Below are 17,989 nucleotides of genomic sequence, written 5' to 3'. Positions count from 1 at the left end.
GCAAATCAGGATGGTTTTTTGGAAAGCATACATCCTCAATTTTATATTTTAATTAATGGGACAGACCAAGCGGTCAAACAAAGCATTTATCGAAGATAAATAAAAGATGAATTAAATTAAAACTCAAACACATCATAAATTAATAATATAAATCATTAATTTAAATTCATATAACCTAGTCACAACTTTAGATTATTTATTATTCTTGTTACGATTGGGTAAGTGTGCAATGTATTGCAGAGCGATTAAACGCGAAACAATCAAAGCCAGGTACATGACGCCAAAAAACATTTGCAGCATTGCCAACACACGTGCAGGTACACTCATCGGCATTAAATCAGACAAGCCGGTTGCCGACTGCAAACTAAAACTTAAAAACAATAAATTCAGCCAGCTTTGTAAACCGCTCATATTTGGATTATGAAAACTACCCGGCACCAGTAGCTGGCAAATGTTATATAAAAAAGCAAAGCCCCAAGCAAGTAGCGTAAATACTGCAGCGGCAGCGAATAGTTCATCTCGGGTTAAGTAACGGTCTTCAAACATATAACGCAATAAACCATAGGCAGCACTAAAATAGGCTGCAGCCTCAAAACAATGGGCGATCACCTGAATCATAGGATGATCTAGGCCCCATAGAATCATTGAAGAAAAAATTACCGCTCCCCCGACAAAACTCAGGCCTAAAATCGTAAACATCGGTGTTTGTCGAATGACTTTGGCAATCACCAGTAAAACCAGAACACCCAAAAGCCAGGTCAAGGTTCGATAAGTCGCACTGTAATTACCGGCCACCGATAATATTAAAATGATAAATTGCAACAAGATCAGCCACGCTGAAGGTAATAAGCGAAAATTTTTCCAAACATCCCTAAGCGCCTGCATTTACCCCTCCAAGAGATTGCTGTTTTTGTTGAACATGCGGTTTTCTTTCTTTTTGATCGGATCAACTTAGCATGAATACAGAAGTATACGAATGACACATTTGTATGAAATTTTTCGATAAAATTCACTCACACATGCTTCTCAGCTAAATTTTAAGCATGCAATGCTCTAAGGCGAAAAATTCAAGATTAGCCTTAAACAAACAGATTAAATCTGCAACAAATATCTATTAATAAAGCGCATCTTAAATTTCTAGACAATAAAAAAGTCCCATGAGGGACTTTTTTATCAGTTCACTTTTAATTCTTAGTGATCAGATGCACCTGATGCGCCAATACCTGTCATTGAACGAACATACTGTGCGTCAAATGCCTTACGCTCTGCTTGTGCACGTGCTGAATTATCAGTCACAGAGAACAACCAGCAGCAGAAGAATGACAATGGCATAGCGAAGATCGCAGGACCATTAAACGGATTGATTGGTGTATCAGAGATACCTAATGTATCCACCCAAACGGCTTTAGATAGAATAATCAAAAGCACGGCAAGAGATAGCCCCACAACACCACCAATGACTGCACCGCGTGTGGTCAAACCTTTCCAGAACATGGAGAGTACCAGTACCGGGAAGTTGGCACATGCAGCCACCGAGAATGCCAAACCGACCATGAAGGCAACGTTTTGCTTCTCGAACAAAATACCCAAAATCATCGCAAAAATTGCAAGACCTAAAGTCGCGATTTTTGACATACGAAGTTCAGATTCAGGCGTAGTTTGGCCTTTCCTGAATACGTTTGCATACAAGTCATGTGAAATTGCTGAAGCACCAGACAAGGTCAAACCGGCAACCACTGCAAGAATCGTTGCGAATGCCACCGCTGAAATAAAGCCCATGAACAAGTCACCGCCAAGCGCATCACTCAAGTGCACCGCAGCCATGTTGTTACCGCCAACCAGCTCTAACTTGCCAGTCACTGCCATTTTCGCCACATCAAGGAATTGCGGATTATTCGATACATACATGATCGCACCGAAACCAATGATGAAGGTTAAAAGGTAGAAATATCCAATAAAACCTGTTGCAACAACCACTGATTTACGTGCTTCTTTGGCATCTTTCACCGTAAAGAAACGCATTAAAATATGCGGTAAACCTGCGGTACCAAACATCAATGCAAGACCGAGAGAGATTGCATCAATCGGATTGGCTGCAAGCTTACCTGGACCCATGATATTGCTGGCTTCAGCCAAACTTACATCATGTACTTTAGCGAAGATTTGAATCGATTGTTCAAACATTTCAGTGAAACTAAAGCCCACGCCTTTCATGACCATAAATGCCATAAAGGTCGCACCTGAAAGTAACATCACTGCTTTGATGATCTGAACCCAAGTGGTTGCCAGCATACCGCCGAACATTACGTAAGCCATCATCAGCAAGCCAACAATCACCACTGCAATATTGTAATTCAAACCAAAGAGCAGTTTGATCAGCTGTCCTGCACCGACCATCTGAGCGATGAGGTAGAACGCAACCACTACAAGTGAGCTCACAGCCGCCAAGGTACGTACTGGTTTTTCTGATAAACGAAAAGATACCACGTCAGATAAGTTGAATTTACCGAGATTACGTAGACGTTCAGCGACCAGGAACAATACGATTGGCCAGCCCACCATGAAACCAAGTGAGTAAAGTAAACCGTCAAAACCTGAACTGAAAACAAGTGCAGAAATACCCAGGAATGAAGCAGCCGACATATAGTCGCCGGCAATGGCCAAACCATTTTGGAAACCCGAGATACCACCACCGGCAGTATAGAAATCTGTGGTACTGGTGGTTTGCTTCGCTGCCCATTTGGTAATCACCAAGGTAAAAGCAACAAAAATCACGAACATGATAATCGCATGCCAGTTGGTCGCCTGTTGTTCAGCAACTCCGAGATCTGGGCCAGCCATGGCCATGCCCGACATCAGCAGTGTGGAGGCTGCAAGGGTTTGAGCCTTCAATGAATTCCATTTCATATTAGTGAGGTCCTTTTGCTTTGGCAATTGCTTCTACTTCTTTCATTGCTTCTTTTGTTAACGGGTCTAACGTGTTGTTGGCAATATAGGAATACACCCCACAAAGTAGAAATGATAATACGATGATGCTTAGACCTAGTGGTATTCCCCATGTTGTTACACCACCGCTAAAAGAACTCATTAAAAATTCTTTGTTATAACCGACGAGTAGCATGAAACCCACATAGACGAACAACATAATTGCTGTAAGTGTCCAGCTTAGTGTGCTTTTTTTACTGACCATCTGTTTAAATTTCGGATTTTGTAGAATTTGCTCTACCTGTCTCTCATCCATAACCCATACTCCTGTTTTCGCCCAGCCTTAGGCGCTATTTTTTAATTCGAATTATTACGTTGTATAACTTAACAATCTTGTTAGGTGTTTGTAATTAATACTTTGGTCGTTAAATTTTGATCAATTAAAGCAGCCAGATTATCAGATGGGGTATCATTACCCTATAGTTTTACACTGTAGGCAATATGAACAGCTGGCTCATCATCGGGGTTCTCGCCCTCTATATCGCATTACTTTTTATCTGTGCATTTTTTGGGGAAAAACACGCGAGTCGATTAAGTACCCGTGGTCGCATGCTACTTTTTAGTTTGACTTTAGGGGTTTATTGTTCATCATGGACATTCTATGGCGCGACCGGTGCCGCTGTTCGTGAAGGAATTATCTTCCTGCCAATTTACCTGGGTCCCTTGATCTTTGTCGGGATCGGTTACGATATTTGGCGACGCTTGGGTCGAGTACGCCAGCATCATGCCATTTCCTCTATTGCCGACTTTGTTGCCGCCCGTTATGGCAAAAGTGGGACTTTGGCCTCCCTGGTCACCATTCTTGCGGTCATCGCGATTATTCCCTATCTGGCCTTACAGCTGAGAGCAATTGCCCTAAGTGCCGCGGTAATTCTGCAACAGGATTCTGGCATAGAAAGCACCACCAATGGCGTGCTGTTCTTGACTGGGGTATTGGCCATTTTGGCCATGATTTTTGGCACCCGGCAAATCGCCAATACCGAACAACATGGCGGTTTAATGTTGGCGGTTGCGTTTGAATCTTTTGTTAAACTGTTTGCTTTGCTCTGTGTTGCCTTATTTTTTGTGTTTGATTCCCCGGGAAATTTAAAACAAATTTCAAGTGATGTTGTCGATACCTTTCAAGAGGTACAACTGTTTGGTGTACCGGAAACTTTTTGGATACAAACGATATTGGCAGCTCTGGCGATCATTTGTTTGCCGCGCCAATTCCATGTGGCTGTGGTTGAACTACGTGATGAAAAACATATCCGCGGAGCACGTCGCTGGTTTGCAGCTTATCTAATTCTCACCACCATCGCGATTATTCCGATTGCCAGTTGGGCATTACATGCTGCACCGCACTTTTTAGCCATCCCCGATGTTGCCGTTCTATCCTTACCGCTCAGTTATAATCAGGAATGGTTGACCTTATTGGCCTTTCTGGGGGGGTTTTCTGCCTCCACAGGTATGCTGCTGGTATCGTCAGTCGCTTTGTCAATCATGCTCAGTAATGACCTGATCATGCCGGCACTCTGGCGCACAGGTATCCTTTCACGTCACGACAAACGTCTGCCCTTGGTATTAAAATTTACCCGTCGCGTTTGTATTTTAGCCGTCATGCTCCTGGGCTTTCTATTCTTCCATTTCTTTAATGACATTGACCAGCTTTCTGTTTTTGGTTTGCTCGCATTTAGTGCCGTGGCACAATTCTCTCCTGCCCTGATTGGCGGACTTTATTGGCGTGGGGGCAGTAAACAAGGGGTCTATGCAGGTCTGATTACCGGCTTTGTGATGTGGGCCTATACCTTGCTATTTCCAACTGTGCTGCATAGTTTGCCTGCAGAATATAGCCAGTTTACCCAACAATTACTGAGCCTGGGACCTTTTGGGATTAACTGGTTACGTCCAGAAGCATTGCTCGGTTTTCAATCTTTTGCCCCACTGACCCATGGGGTAGTGTGGTCTCTAGGCCTGAATATCCTGCTCTATGTGTGGGTGTCTCGAATTTTCCGTCCTAGTATTGCAGAACAGATTCAGGCAGAAAGTTTCTTCTATTATGAAACCAAGCCTTTACCCACTCACAGTACGACCAGTGATATTAATTATCTGCAGCATGATGTTGCCCGTCTAAAAGTCGGAGATTTAATTGCCTTGGCCAAACGGATTACCGGTGAAGGCCCTACCACACAAGCTTTCCGCCAATTTTGTACGCAAAACAATGTCATCCTGAATGAAAACAGCAGTGCCAATGGCATGTGGTGGCGCTTCACCGAACAGTATCTTGCAGGGACCATCGGTTCCGCTTCTGCCCGTACCCTGCTCACCACTGCAATGGTCAATAATGGTTTGGCTCTGGGTCAGGTGGCGAATATTCTGGATCAGGCATCACAGTGGCAACGTTTTAATCAAAACCTGATCATGACCATGATTGACCATATGACCCAAGGGGTGAGTGTAGTTGATGAAAATATGTGTCTGGTCGCCTGGAATAATCAGTACCTGAAACTGTTCGATTATCCAAAGGACATTGTCTACGTCGGCTGCCCGATTGCGGATTTAATTCGCTATAACGCAGAACGTGGTGAATGCGGTCCGGGTTCAGTTGAAGAACATGTACGTAAACGGATTCACTGGATGGCTGTGGGTAGCGCCCATGAATTTGAACGGATCCGTAAAGATGGCCGAGTGATTCAGATGCGTGGCAATCCGATTGAAGGCGGTGGTTTTGTCACCACTTTTGCCGACATTACTGCGTTCCGTGAAAATGAAGCCAAGCTTGAAGGACGCGTTCAGGATCGAACCCAGCAGCTTGCCAATGCGCTTTCCGAGCAGCAACTGGCACGTGAACAAGCTGACCGCGCCAATATGTCAAAAAGTCGCTTTATTGCAGCAGCCAGTCATGACTTGTTACAACCGATGCATGCCGCGCGGTTGTTTAGTACCGCTTTGGAACAAAGCGTGCAGTCGGATGAAGACCGAAAGACCCTGCAACAGCTGGATCGTGCCTTGCATGGTGCAGAAAGCATGCTATCTGCCTTGCTGGATATTGCCCGGCTGGAAGGTGGTACCATTCAACCAAAGCGTCAGTCTTATCCCCTGCATGACTTGCTCAGTGATTTAGAACTGCAATTTAAATCCATTGCTGCGCAACGCGGGATTAAATTCAGTGTGCATGATGTGCAATTCTGGATTGATACCGATCCGCAATGGATTCGCCGTATTATTCAAAACTTCGTCAGTAATGCCTTGCGTTATACCGCTAAAGGTAAAGTGGTTGTCGGTATACTACGTTCTGCAGAAAAACCTAACCATATTCGCATTGGGGTTTGGGACACCGGTCCGGGGATTGCTGAAGAACAGCGAATTAAGCTGTTCCAGGAGTTCGAACGCTGCGGCCATACCTCACCTTGGGGAGAACAGGGGCTGGGACTTGGCTTAGCCATTGTACAACGCATGACTAGCCTGCTGGACTACCCGGTACATGTCTATTCTGAATATGGCAAAGGCTCTTGCTTCATGATTGAAGTACCAATTGTGGAAGCACCGAAAGTGGTGGCAACGCCAGTTCAGGCAATTCCGCTGAAAAGCAAAGCCTATAAAATTTTATGCTTGGACAATGATGAAACCATTCTGGAAGGCATGTCGACCTTGCTGACCAAATGGGGTTACCAAGTGTTTAAAGCGACTGAACCTGAACAGGCGTTAGAACTTATTCAGCAAGAAAACATTCAGGTGTGGCTGGTCGACCAGCATTTAAATAACGGTAAAATTGGTCTCGATTTCATTCTGGAAAATCGTCAAGAGCAAGTTCCGGTGGCACTGATTACCGCGGATTCAGATCCAGAACTTCCACAATATTTGAAAGAGCTGAATATTGTGCTGCTGAAAAAACCGTTAAAACCGGCATCGCTTCGTTCCTGGTTATCGGGCTTAAAAATTTCCACTCCTTAAGCCTGAAATGTAAAATCAGACGTCCATTTCAGATTGCTGAAATGGACGTTTTTTACACAAACACACCTATAATTACGTGTACTGGCAATTTAATTTTCCATCTAGGCAAAACTGTCCAAAAATTCTTATTTTAATCGCTATTGCATTGACCAAAAATACCAACCCGACATTTCTATGGCAAAGAGTATCAAAATAAAAATATACACTTGTATAATTAGTTACAATTTCACAATATATTAATATTAAAAGTGTTTTTCTAATAAAAATCCACTTTAAAACTTTAGTCGTATTCCGTTCGCCAACGTCCTGGCTCATATATAAGAGCAACAAATGATCAGTTCAACCTCTCTATCAGTATGCGCGTCAAAAACTGTTTCAGAAGCTGATCATCCTAGAAAAATACAGGAGTTTAAGATGAATATTTCTGAAACCGGAAGTCTTGGTGTAGATCAATCGCAACAATTTTACCGTCAATACGGCGCCAATGCCCTGTTGCCTGAAATTCAATGGACTGAACTATTTAAGCCCAGCCACTTAAAAGATAGTCATATCCAAGCCTTAGACACGTTGTATCAAAGTGCAGTTCCGCTTGCATTACAGGTGTTTGATGAGTTGAATTTTGATGTCTTCAGTCCCGCAGCCTATAAACCTCAGGGTTTGGGTCTATTTGATCGACTTGCTGAACAAGAAGAGAAGCTGCTTCAATCCTTGAAAGCCGAATCTCAAGACTTAAGCGACGCAGTACGTCACCAGATTTGGAGCATGCTATTGCGTGGGGGTGCGGTGCTGGTATTTAAAGCATGGCTTGGCAAAGTCAAAACCGATGAAAATCTGCTGGATACTACACAATTTGATGAAATGTCTGATCTGCTTTTCATTAAAACCCCACCTTTGGAATTGGCAAAACACTTAGGGGTAAATGCGCATGCCAATGAAGATCATATTTTCCTGCTGTATGGTAGTGATGTCTATTTAGATCGTTTTAACAGCTTGGAAACCGCGGCTTTATTTGTCGATTTAGGCGTATATGATGCAGCATTTTTAAGTTTGCGAGATGAAAGCGTGGCTGAATATCTGAAAGAAAAAGCATATGTATCTCAAGAGCAAATTGATGATCTGCAATGTGCATTAAATCCCCTGTTTTGCACCGACCATACCCCCAGACAAAGCTATGTCGCCTAATCAAAAGGGTTAAATACTTTGAATTTCGACCCATCCCTCGCAATAAAAAAGGCACTTAAATCCAGTGCCTTTTTCGTTCAATGCGGTGTTCAGCAAATTACATTTTCTTTTCTTCAATATTTAAAGCACTGATCGCCAATACCGCCTGGGTACGGTTTTGCACACTTAATTTACGGAAAATTGCAGTGACGTGGGCTTTAATGGTTGCTTCAGAAACCTCAAGCTCATAAGCAATCTGTTTATTCAATAAACCTTCAGCGACCATCATCAAAACACGGAACTGTTGTGGTGTAAGTGATTGAATACGTTCTGCCAGAGCAGTTTCATCTGCGGCACGTGGATCAAAATTCAGGTTGGCAGGCAGGTTTGGCGGTAACCAGATATCACCTTCCAGCACTTGGCGAATAGCTTCACCAATATGGCTTGGATGTGCCGATTTAGGAATATAGCCCATTGCACCATGCGCAATGGCACGTTGAATAATTGAAGTGTCTTCATGAGCAGAAACCACAATAATTGGAATTGAGGGATATTGTGCACGCACGTGAACCAAAGCTGAAAAACCCGAAGCTCCTGGTAAATTTAAATCCAATAAAACCAAATCCGGTTCTGGTCCGTTATCTAAGCGTTCGTACAACTCATTTACTGCAGCTGTTTCATGAATTTGAGCTTGCGGTAAGCTGTAACGAACAGCCTGAATCAAGGCATGACGAAACAACGGATGGTCATCAACGATTAAAATATTCATAAGCGACATGAAGGATCTTGTGCACAGTGGTTTCTATTCTAACCATAGTCACGCATTTAAGGATATGCAAGATCTCACTATTTTTACATTTAAGCCGATATTCACACTCACAAATTGGCAAAATTATGCATTTTCTTAATTTCTTTCAATCTAATCACTTTTTCATATAAATTTTATCGTCTAAAGAAAAATGCTTATTAACAATCAAGATAAACCTATAAATCAAATAATTAACAAGCCTTAAAACGCCAGTTAATCACAATTTTCGTTATATCTTAAAATCAGATAACTTTTCTGTATTTGCTTATTTTACAGCATATGCCAACTGTTGATTAATAAACACATTCCGAGATTTTATTGCTTTAGGTCATTCCAAAATGTCTATTTTAAATACACAAAAACCCTTAAATATTGTTGCTGTATCTGGCGGCTTAAATAATCCATCTAAAACTGAAGCGCTGGTTCAAGCAATTCTGGACGAACTGGGTGAAGCCACTCCGATTAATGTACATTTCATTAAATTTAGCGAAATTGGTCAATTGATGGGCGGGGCGATCTACCGCAATCAATTACCCCAACGCGTACAAGACGACTTGGCTGCCGTAGAAGCAGCAGATGCCCTGATTGTCGGTACACCGGTGTACCGTGCATCATTTACCGGTCTGTTTAAACATTTCTTTGACTTCGTTGAACAAACAGCACTGGTGGATGTACCTGTGCTCCTTGCAGCGTCTGGTGGCTCAGAACGTCATGCATTGGTGCTTGAGCACCAATTACGTCCATTGTTTAGCTTCTTCCAGGCGCAAACTTTGCCAATTGGTGTTTACGCGACTGACCGCGATTTCACGCCTGAATACACCATTCACAGCGAATTCTTGCGTGACCGTATTACTTTAGCCGTGGCACGTGCGCTACCAATCCTTGAATGGGCGCCCGCTAAAGGTCAACGCGCGGAAGTGATCAAAGAGAAAACCCAACAAGCCAACCAAAACTTGGGCATTAATAAACAAATCGAGCAGGAAGAAGTGCTTCCTTCTGCGGCAGTGCCAAGCCTAGATGCAGCAGAATCACGCTTGCACAGCAAAAAAGCACCGAAGACTCAAGTCGCTTAATCAGCGACTTCCAACTCGAGGGTTTAAATATGTCACAACAACAAACACAGCAAGACAACAACGTAAAATTTGCCTATTGGGTACCAAATGTCAGCGGCGGTTTCGTGGTCAGCAACATCGAACAGCGCACAGATTGGAGCTATGAGTACAACGTCCGCTTAGCCCAAGCAGCAGAAAAGAGCGGTTTCGAATACGGTTTAACCCAGATTCGTTTTGCTTCAAGCTACGGCGCAGAAAACCAGCATGAATCGGTCAGCTTCAGTCATGCGCTATTGGCGAAAACTGAAAAAATCAAACTGATTGCAGCAATTTTACCCGGGCCTTGGAAACCTGCTCTTGCAGCAAAACAATTGGCCAGCATTAACCAAATGACCAATGGCCGTATCGCGATTAATGTGGTCAGTGGCTGGTTCCGTGGTGAATTTGATGCAATTGGCGAAGAATGGCCAGAACACGATCAGCGTTATGCCCGTTCAGAAGAATTTATTCGCAGTTTACGTGGTATTTGGAATACAGATAACTTTAATTTTGATGGCAAATTCTATCAGTTTAAAGATTACACGCTACGTCCACAGCCACTGCCAAACAAGCCGGTTGAGATTTTCCAAGGTGGCAGCTCACGTGCAGCACGTGACATGGCAGCAAGCGTATCCGATTGGTACTTCACTAATGGCAACACGCCTGAAGAGCTGAAAAAACAGATTGACGATATCCGTGAAAAAGCTAAAGCCAACAATCATCAGGTAAAAATTGGCGTCAATGCCTTCATTATTGCGCGTGATACAGTAGAAGAAGCCAAAGCTGTGCTGCAAGAAATTATCGACAAAGCCAACATCAAGGCGGTAAAAAACTTCGGTGATGCCACTCGCGAAGCCGGTGCATCAACTACTGAAGGTGAAGGCAACTGGGCAAAATCAAGTTTTGAAGATTTGGTGCAGTATAACGATGGCTTTAAAACCAACCTGATTGGTACACCGCAGCAAATTGCTGAACGTATTTTGGTGCTTAAAAATATCGGTGTCGACTTAGTTCTTTCTGGCTTCTTGCACTGTATTGAGGAAGTAGAATATTTTGGCCAGAAAGTATTGCCTTTGGTTCGTGAACTCGAAGTCAAGCAAACAGAGCAGCTACAAGCAAAATCTGCTTAAGGCCGTCAGATTATAATAATAATGCGTTAACCCCATTTCATCCCCTCAGGACTCGGCCTGAGGGTTTTTTTATGCAAATACAGTAGTCAGATTCCAGATTGCTACTTACAATCGAAGTCATCTGAATAAGGAAAATGTCAATGTATACAGGTATTGTTCAAGGCTTGGAAAAAATCATTGAAATTAAAAAAAGCGATGGTTTTATTACGATTGTGGTAAGCAACCAACAGCACTTTTTTGACGATGTTTTTATGGGTGCAAGCGTTGCGATTAATGGCGTATGTCTGACAGTCACCACCATTGATCCTGCACTCAATCAAATTCATTTTGATATTTCTGATGTCACTCTAGCACTCACTAACTTAAAGAATCTAAAAACCGGTGATGCGGTCAATATTGAGCGTTCTGCCAAAGTGGGGGCAGAAAATGGCGGACATAACCTGTATGGACATATTGAAGGTACTGCCCTGATCAAGCAACTGGAACAGCGTGGCGGAACTTTCCACATAGACCTTCAGATTCCAGACGGTAATATCAAATACTTCTTTCTAAAAGGTTTTATAGGGCTAAACGGTTGCAGCCTCACCATTAACCGTGTTAACCGTGAAATGAGTGAAATTTCGATTGATCTCATTCCTGAAACGCTTCGTTTAACCACATGGAAAGATGCCAAAGTCGGTGACGAGGTAAATTATGAAATTGACCAAATGACCAGAACCTTGGTTGACACCTTGGAAAATATCCATCAGCGTTAAGCTGGGTTTTTCTTGACCTGTTTTGCTTCTATTAAAAAAGCCTTTAAATAAAGGCTTTTTTAGCTTTGGATAGGCCGCTAAATCAAGAATAAAAACTTGGATCAGGCACTTTACCGGTCAACACCCATTCCCCTACTTCCTGATATTTATAATCAATCGGGTCATGCAGCGTCTGGGTACGCACATTGCGCCAGAAACGGTCTAGATTCAGTTTGGCTGTGGTGGCACGTGCGCCCATCACCTGAAAAATATTTTGCGTGATATACAGTGACGTATTGGTCGCAGCAATTTTTGCCGTGGCAATGGCAATACTGACTTCACCGCGTTGCTCGGCTGTTAAGTCCTCGCCTATATCCCAGGCTTTCTGCAAGGTCTGCACCGCTTTATTGGCCAATAAACGTACGCCCTCAAGCTGCACATAAAACTCGGCAAAGTGTTTTTGCGTAAAGGGATCATTGACTGCATTTTCAGCCAAAGATTTAGACCATGCTTTTTGAGTTTGTACTGTTTGTTTGGCTGTTTCAAAGGCACCTTCTGCTACGCCCAAGAACATATGCACAAAGATTAACTGTGCCACCAAAGGACGTAAGCTCGAATACGGCGTACTCAGCGGTCCCGGATTGAGCAGCAATTCATGATGCTGGATTTTGACCTGCTCAAAATGACTGGTGCCGCTGTCAGTTTGGCGTTGCCCCATATTGTTCCAATCACCTAAAAAGCTGACCCCGTCGCGCGCTGTAGGAATCATCCCAATCAATAATTTTCCATCATCGTTATAACCTGAGCAAAGCAGTACATCTGAATCCATGGAGCCTGAACAAAAGCTTTTATCGCCATGAAAGATATATTCAGTTTCAGAGATTTTAACGGCTGTAGTTCGTCGATCCAGTGGATTTAATGTATTGCCCCAAAACAGGTTTTCTTGAGCGGTTTGCTGAAACCATTTTCCATATTGCTCAGGTTGAGAAAATAGTTGCACCGTTGCAATCAGTAAATGATGAAAACCATAGACATGTGCCAGTGAACTATCGACTTGGGCAATGGTCTGAATGGTTTGAAAAATTGTTTTCCACGCTGCTCCTTGTCCACCATATTTGGTGGGAATAGATAGCCCCAATAAACCACTTTGACGAATTAAATCGCGCTCGGATTTTGGGTTACCACCCTGTTTGTCACGTTCTGCAGCGGTTGTTGCAAACTTTTCGGCAAGTTGTCTAGCGATCTCAATCGGATGGGCTGAGGTTAAGGAGGTTGAAGCATTCATAATATTGTCTGATTATTCCTGTGTTTTTAGCTTAGCAGATGAACTTTTGCTGCTTTATCTCAATGCCTGCAGTCCTTATACGTAAAGTAAAAATACCGCCTGAAAAATGCAGGCGGTCATAAATAAAATAACTTACTTATCAGGATAGACGGTCACAATCAGATTGTTCACCACCTGTGGATCTGCCAATGTTGAGGTATCTCCTAATGTATCCAGTTCGTTGGCGGCAATTTTTCTTAAAATACGGCGCATAATTTTACCGGAACGGGTTTTCGGTAAAGCCGGTGCCCAATGCAAGGCATCCGGTGTGGCGACGGGTCCTAATACTTTACGCACCCAGTTTATGAGTTCCTTACGCAGCTCGTCAGATTCCTCAAAATCGGCCTGCAAGGTAACAAATGCACAGATGCCCTGACCTTTAATATCATGTGGCATACCAACGACCGCAGCTTCAGCGACATGCTCATGCGCCACCAAGGCACTTTCCACTTCTGCCGTACCTAAACGGTGTCCTGAGACATTAAGTACATCATCCACGCGACCTGTAATCCAGTAATAGCCATCTTTATCACGGCGTGCGCCATCACCCGTGAAATAATTTCCCGGATAAGTCGAGAAATAGGCTTCGATAAAACGTTCAGGATCACCCCATATGGTGCGCATCTGCCCCGGCCAGGAATCCTTGATAATCAGGTTACCTTCCGCCTCACCCTCCAGTTCCTTGCCTTCTGCATCTACAATGGCGGGTTGTATGCCAAATAATGGTCGTGTTGCAGAACCTGGTTTTAAATCGGTAGCACCCGGTAAGGGTGAAATTAAAATCCCGCCGGTTTCCGTCTGCCACCAGGTATCGACAATTGGACAACGACTTTCACCCACTACGGTGTAATACCAGTTCCACGCTTCCGGATTAATCGGCTCACCGACTGATCCAATTAAACGCAAGCTGCTGCGGTCGCTCTCACGGACAAAGGCATCACCTTCACGCATCATGGCACGAATTGCAGTGGGTGCGGTATAGAGAATAGTGACGTTATGCTTGTCGACAATATGACCCGTACGCGCCCAAGTCGGATATTGCGGTACGCCTTCAAACATCACTGTTGTTGTTCCATTGGATAATGGCCCATACAGCACATAGGAATGCCCGGTAATCCATCCGACATCTGCGGTACACCAGAACACATCATCCTGCTTGATATCAAAAACTTCACGAAAAGTGGAGTTCACATAAGTGAGATACCCACCTGTGGTATGTAATACACCTTTTGGCTTGCCGGTTGAACCCGAGGTATACAGAATAAATAGAGGATCTTCAGCATTCATCGGTTCAGGCGGACAGATTTCATTGACTGACATGATTTCCATGTGATACCACAGGTCACGGCCTTCCTTGAATTCAATCGGATTACCGGTACGGTGCACCACAATCACATTTTGAACAGAATCAGTTCCCTGTACTTCAAGTGCTGCATCGACATTTTCTTTCAGTGGAATTGGCTTGCCACCACGCATGCCAGAATCGGCAGTAATCACGATTTTTGCCTGACTATCTTCAATCCGGCTGGCCAGTGAGTCTGGAGAAAAGCCCCCAAAAACCACACAATGCACCGCGCCAATCCGCGCACAAGCGAGCATGGAAATGGCAGCTTCAGAGGTCATTGGCATATACAATATCACACGGTCGCCTTTGGTCACGCCGTGTTTTTTTAATACATTGGCAAAGCGGCAGACTTCATCATGCAGTTCTTTAAAGGAAATAATTTTATGCCGTGAAGGATGATCGCCCTCCCAGATAATTGCCGGCTTATGCGGGTGTTCCTTTAAATGACGGTCTAGACAATTGGCACTGAGATTAAGCTGTCCATCGGCAAACCATTCGATCTTGAAATTATTCTTGTCGAAACTGGTGTTTTTGACTTGGCTAAAAGGTTTGATCCAGTCCAGCTTATTGGCCTGTTCTGCCCAATATTCATCAGGCTGATCAATGGATTTCTGATAACGCTCGAAATATTCAGACTCATTGGTACGAGCGGTTTTTTTAAATTCTTCTGGTACAGGATAGATCTCTTTCATAGGTACTTCCTTGCTTTTTTCATCTCATCACGAGATGCTATGCCACGTTATTGATTTTATTGACTGCATATCCACAGTATGGCGATTATTTTTCAACCGCATCAATCCTGCTTTGGTCGTAGTTTGTTTATATAATTTAAAACACAGACTGTTTATCGTATACAACAAAAAAAATGGTCTTATTCGTATCTGATCTGTTCATTTAATCTTATAATTTAACAAAAAATACTTTCACTGCTTTACCACAACCTCCATTTTCTTATCTCATTCTTACCTGGAAAAAGCATATGAACCCGCAAGACTCATCTCCTTTTTTTTCCCGGACTCAACTGAAAAGATCAGATAGCCCCTTGTCACCAGAAGGTCGTTTTGGTCGTTTGAGTTCAATTGGCTGGTATGGCTTTGTCCATTTAATTACCTTCTTTGCCACCTTGGCACTGAGCTTGACCATGGGTATTTTTAACCTGAATACCCTGTCGGTCGACAATCAGTTTGTGAACACAATTACGGGACTCGCAGGACTCGGCTTCTTGGTGATTTTGGTGCTGTACATCTATTTTTTGATCGTGATTACAATACGTCGTTTGCACGATCTGAACCGAAGTGGCTGGCTGATCTTGTTATTTCTGGTACCACTGCTGAATATTTTTATGGGTTTATATCTGCTTTTAGCTTCAGGCACCAAAGGCCCCAACGACTATGGCTTGCCACGTGAAACACCAATTTGGGAAAAAATATTGGCCTGGTTGATGATTATCATCACGGTGTTAAGTTTCTTGGCTTCAAGCAGTATGCTGTCTTATATGTTCGGTTCCGGTGAACTGGAGATGCCGCAAGAAGTGATTCAAAAAGGCACTCAATATTTTTAAACAGGCTGACAGTTTTTCCACAAAATGATGAGGAATGTGCTTTATTGCTGGTTAAATTATTGCTGAGTTTCAGGCAAAATAATGCATAATTTTTATGATTCGGAAAACCCGTGGCTGAAAAAAACAATGCCTTGAGTGAGGTGACTCAAGGCACCTCAGATCTGTTGCATGAAGCAGGTGAAAAAACGGCTCAAACCGTGCTTGAACACACAACAAAATATAATGATGCCTATTCGACCATCGATAAATTTGTCGAGGCATTTTGGGAACGGTTACCCTATATCTGTATTGCAATTGTAGTGTTTACGATTTTTTATTTACTGTCAAAATTGTTTAAATTTTTTGTCCGTAAAGCTTTAACAGACCGCAGCTATACCAAACAGAATCTGGTTCTGGTACTCAACCGGGTGGGGAGTTCAGTGATTATTTTCTTTGGTTTTCTGATTGCCATGGTTATTGCCATTCCAGGATTCACCCCGGGTCAGCTCATGAGTGCCTTGGGGATTGGTTCGGTCGCGATCGGTTTCGCATTCAAGGACATTTTCCAGAACCTGCTTTCTGGTATCCTGATTTTATTGGGTGAACCGTTCAAAATTGGTGATGACATTATTGTGTCGGGCATGGAAGGTACGGTGGAAGATATTCAGATTCGTGCAACTTTCTTGCGTTCACCCGATGGCCGTCGTATCGTCATTCCCAATGCAACCGTGTATACCAGTGCAGTGACGGTCAATACGGCTTATCAACGCCGCCGTTGTGAATTTGTGGTCGGTATTGGTTATGAAGATGATATCCAAAAAGCCAAAGATATTATTACTGCCATTCTAGATAAAGATCCAACGATCCTTAGCCAGCCTGGGTTTAGCGTAAATGTCACTGCACTGGCTGACTTCTCGATCACTCTAAAAGCCTTCTGGTGGGTGGATACGACTGAAACAGGAATGGGAACGTCGGTCAGTGCGGTACAGGAAAGGGTAATTCAGGCTTTTGCCGAACATAATATTTCCATTCCTTATCCAGTACAGGAAGTGAAGATCTATCGTGGTGATCCTTCGGTACAGGATGATGAGTCAGCCCGCGCTAAACAGACGACCTAAGACATAAGCAATCACGGTTTCAGTTCGAATAATACGGCTGCCTAAGCTTACTGCCTGGCAGCCGTTTTTTATCAGTAAATCCACTTCATAAGGAATAAAACCGCCCTCTGGACCAATCACAATACTACAGGGGTGATCAATCGCAAAAGGCATTTTCATGTCTGCATAAGGATGGGCCACATAAGCTGGACATTCCTCGGTAATTAAACCGGGCAAGACATCTTCTACAAACGGTTTAAAGCGTTTATGGATTTCAACTTTTGGTGCAATGGTATCACCCGCCTGTTCCAAACCTAGTGTAATGTATTGATCAAGTAATTTTAAAAATGGGGTTTGCCAATAGCTTTTATCTACCCGATAACTGTGCAAAAGAATAATTTTCCCTACCCCCAGCGTGACACTATCCATAATTAAACGGCGTAGTACTTTCGGACGCGGCATGGCGACAATTAAAGTTACCGGTAATTTCGCTGGAACAGCTTCTTCTTTGATGGGTTTTACTTTTATGGCTTGTTCGGTCACTTCCACAATTTCAGTCAGGTAGCGTTTCCCTTCACGAATCCCCACTTTTAATGTGTCTCCGACTTGGACATCGACATGGATACGTAAATGTTCAAGCTGACGTTTCGAGGTAATCGACCAGATTTCCGTTTCAGTTTGGCGTGGGTCAAGCAGGACGATGTTCATAAGACTCAGCTTTAAAAAATGTGATGCTCTATGCTACCGAGGAAGGCGACATGTATGTCGCCAGTAATGCTGAGGTACAGGATGTACCTTGAGCACTGCAAAAGATTTTTGTTACTCTTAATCCTTTAAAAGT

At 43.4% G+C, this 17,989-nt stretch carries 14 protein-coding genes; 7 read left to right on the top strand and 7 right to left on the bottom strand.

What is annotated here, in order from left to right; genetic code table 11:
- Positions 1–192 precede the first annotated feature (192 nt).
- From ACKI4H_RS08430 to ACKI4H_RS08420, 3 genes are all read right to left on the bottom strand, one after another.
- Positions 193–885, bottom strand: coding sequence for an ion channel (locus ACKI4H_RS08430; RefSeq protein WP_407305051.1), 693 nt, complete (start codon positions 883–885; stop codon positions 193–195).
- Positions 886–1,191: 306 nt separating this feature from the next.
- Positions 1,192–2,907, bottom strand: coding sequence for a cation acetate symporter (locus tag ACKI4H_RS08425; protein ID WP_407305049.1), 1,716 nt, complete (start codon positions 2,905–2,907; stop codon positions 1,192–1,194).
- Position 2,908: 1 nt separating this feature from the next.
- Positions 2,909–3,241, bottom strand: a complete 333-nt coding sequence (locus tag ACKI4H_RS08420; protein ID WP_407305047.1) for a DUF485 domain-containing protein — start codon at positions 3,239–3,241, stop codon at positions 2,909–2,911.
- A 185-nt stretch (positions 3,242–3,426) separates the two neighbouring features.
- Here ACKI4H_RS08420 and ACKI4H_RS08415 point away from each other — a divergent pair, with 185 nt between their 5' ends.
- A complete protein-coding gene (locus tag ACKI4H_RS08415) occupies positions 3,427–6,918 on the top strand; it encodes a PAS-domain containing protein (RefSeq protein ID WP_407305046.1) in 3,492 nt (1,163 codons plus the stop codon).
- Positions 6,919–7,332: 414 nt separating this feature from the next.
- Positions 7,333–8,100, top strand: a complete 768-nt coding sequence (locus tag ACKI4H_RS08410; protein ID WP_407305045.1) for a hypothetical protein — start codon at positions 7,333–7,335, stop codon at positions 8,098–8,100.
- 97 nt (positions 8,101–8,197) lie between these two features.
- Here the strand turns inward: ACKI4H_RS08410 and ACKI4H_RS08405 are convergent, their stop codons facing one another.
- Positions 8,198–8,848 carry a response regulator gene (locus ACKI4H_RS08405; protein WP_407305063.1) on the bottom strand — a complete coding sequence of 217 codons (651 nt, stop codon included), beginning with the start codon at positions 8,846–8,848 and terminating at the stop codon, positions 8,198–8,200.
- A 377-nt stretch (positions 8,849–9,225) separates the two neighbouring features.
- On the opposite strand from ACKI4H_RS08405, the gene msuE reads away from it, so the two are divergent.
- The 3 genes from msuE to ACKI4H_RS08390 all read left to right on the top strand — a co-directional run bounded on the left by msuE (position 9,226) and on the right by ACKI4H_RS08390 (position 11,863).
- Positions 9,226–9,960 carry an FMN reductase gene (gene msuE, locus ACKI4H_RS08400; RefSeq protein ID WP_407305044.1) on the top strand — a complete coding sequence of 245 codons (735 nt, stop codon included), beginning with the start codon at positions 9,226–9,228 and terminating at the stop codon, positions 9,958–9,960.
- 29 nt (positions 9,961–9,989) lie between these two features.
- Complete coding sequence (gene sfnG, locus ACKI4H_RS08395; RefSeq protein ID WP_407305043.1) at positions 9,990–11,108, top strand: dimethylsulfone monooxygenase SfnG; 1,119 nt, start codon at positions 9,990–9,992, stop codon at positions 11,106–11,108.
- A 140-nt stretch (positions 11,109–11,248) separates the two neighbouring features.
- Positions 11,249–11,863 (top strand): riboflavin synthase subunit alpha, encoded by a 615-nt coding sequence (locus ACKI4H_RS08390; RefSeq protein ID WP_407305042.1) that lies wholly within the window; start codon positions 11,249–11,251, stop codon positions 11,861–11,863.
- Positions 11,864–11,945: 82 nt separating this feature from the next.
- Here ACKI4H_RS08390 and ACKI4H_RS08385 read toward each other — a convergent pair whose 3' ends face one another.
- Both ACKI4H_RS08385 and acs read right to left on the bottom strand, forming a co-directional pair.
- Positions 11,946–13,127 (bottom strand): acyl-CoA dehydrogenase family protein, encoded by a 1,182-nt coding sequence (locus tag ACKI4H_RS08385; protein ID WP_407305040.1) that lies wholly within the window; start codon positions 13,125–13,127, stop codon positions 11,946–11,948.
- Between the two features lie 132 nt (positions 13,128–13,259).
- Entirely contained in the window at positions 13,260–15,203 is a 1,944-nt protein-coding gene (acs, locus tag ACKI4H_RS08380; protein WP_407305039.1) for an acetate--CoA ligase, read from the bottom strand.
- Positions 15,204–15,490: 287 nt separating this feature from the next.
- On the opposite strand from acs, the gene ACKI4H_RS08375 reads away from it, so the two are divergent.
- Positions 15,491–16,072, top strand: a complete 582-nt coding sequence (locus tag ACKI4H_RS08375) for a DUF805 domain-containing protein (RefSeq protein WP_407305038.1) — start codon at positions 15,491–15,493, stop codon at positions 16,070–16,072.
- Between the two features lie 110 nt (positions 16,073–16,182).
- Complete coding sequence (locus ACKI4H_RS08370; RefSeq protein WP_407305037.1) at positions 16,183–17,169, top strand: mechanosensitive ion channel family protein; 987 nt, start codon at positions 16,183–16,185, stop codon at positions 17,167–17,169.
- Here the strand turns inward: ACKI4H_RS08370 and ACKI4H_RS08365 are convergent.
- Entirely contained in the window at positions 17,143–17,856 is a 714-nt protein-coding gene (locus ACKI4H_RS08365; protein WP_407305036.1) for a 16S rRNA (uracil(1498)-N(3))-methyltransferase, read from the bottom strand. The genes ACKI4H_RS08370 and ACKI4H_RS08365 overlap by 27 nt on opposite strands.
- Positions 17,857–17,989 lie beyond the last annotated feature (133 nt).

Origin of the sequence: Acinetobacter sp., assembly GCF_045628685.1 — a bacterium.
Taxonomy (GTDB): domain Bacteria; phylum Pseudomonadota; class Gammaproteobacteria; order Pseudomonadales; family Moraxellaceae; genus Acinetobacter.
Note: the sequence above shows the minus strand (reverse complement) of the source record. Positions and strands in the feature narration are given on the sequence as shown.

What these genes read in the sequence shown, in the direction of transcription:
- ACKI4H_RS08430 (WP_407305051.1), bottom strand. Translation starts at nt 885, where the DNA reads ATGCAGGCGCTTAGGGATGTTTGGAAAAATTTTCGCTTATTACCTTCA.
- ACKI4H_RS08425 (WP_407305049.1), bottom strand. Translation starts at nt 2,907, where the DNA reads ATGAAATGGAATTCATTGAAGGCTCAAACCCTTGCAGCCTCCACACTG.
- ACKI4H_RS08420 (WP_407305047.1), bottom strand. Translation starts at nt 3,241, where the DNA reads ATGGATGAGAGACAGGTAGAGCAAATTCTACAAAATCCGAAATTTAAA.
- ACKI4H_RS08415 (WP_407305046.1), top strand. Translation starts at nt 3,427, where the DNA reads ATGAACAGCTGGCTCATCATCGGGGTTCTCGCCCTCTATATCGCATTA.
- ACKI4H_RS08410 (WP_407305045.1), top strand. Translation starts at nt 7,333, where the DNA reads ATGAATATTTCTGAAACCGGAAGTCTTGGTGTAGATCAATCGCAACAA.
- ACKI4H_RS08405 (WP_407305063.1), bottom strand. Translation starts at nt 8,848, where the DNA reads ATGAATATTTTAATCGTTGATGACCATCCGTTGTTTCGTCATGCCTTG.
- msuE (WP_407305044.1), top strand. Translation starts at nt 9,226, where the DNA reads ATGTCTATTTTAAATACACAAAAACCCTTAAATATTGTTGCTGTATCT.
- sfnG (WP_407305043.1), top strand. Translation starts at nt 9,990, where the DNA reads ATGTCACAACAACAAACACAGCAAGACAACAACGTAAAATTTGCCTAT.
- ACKI4H_RS08390 (WP_407305042.1), top strand. Translation starts at nt 11,249, where the DNA reads ATGTATACAGGTATTGTTCAAGGCTTGGAAAAAATCATTGAAATTAAA.
- ACKI4H_RS08385 (WP_407305040.1), bottom strand. Translation starts at nt 13,127, where the DNA reads ATGAATGCTTCAACCTCCTTAACCTCAGCCCATCCGATTGAGATCGCT.
- acs (WP_407305039.1), bottom strand. Translation starts at nt 15,203, where the DNA reads ATGAAAGAGATCTATCCTGTACCAGAAGAATTTAAAAAAACCGCTCGT.
- ACKI4H_RS08375 (WP_407305038.1), top strand. Translation starts at nt 15,491, where the DNA reads ATGAACCCGCAAGACTCATCTCCTTTTTTTTCCCGGACTCAACTGAAA.
- ACKI4H_RS08365 (WP_407305036.1), bottom strand. Translation starts at nt 17,856, where the DNA reads ATGAACATCGTCCTGCTTGACCCACGCCAAACTGAAACGGAAATCTGG.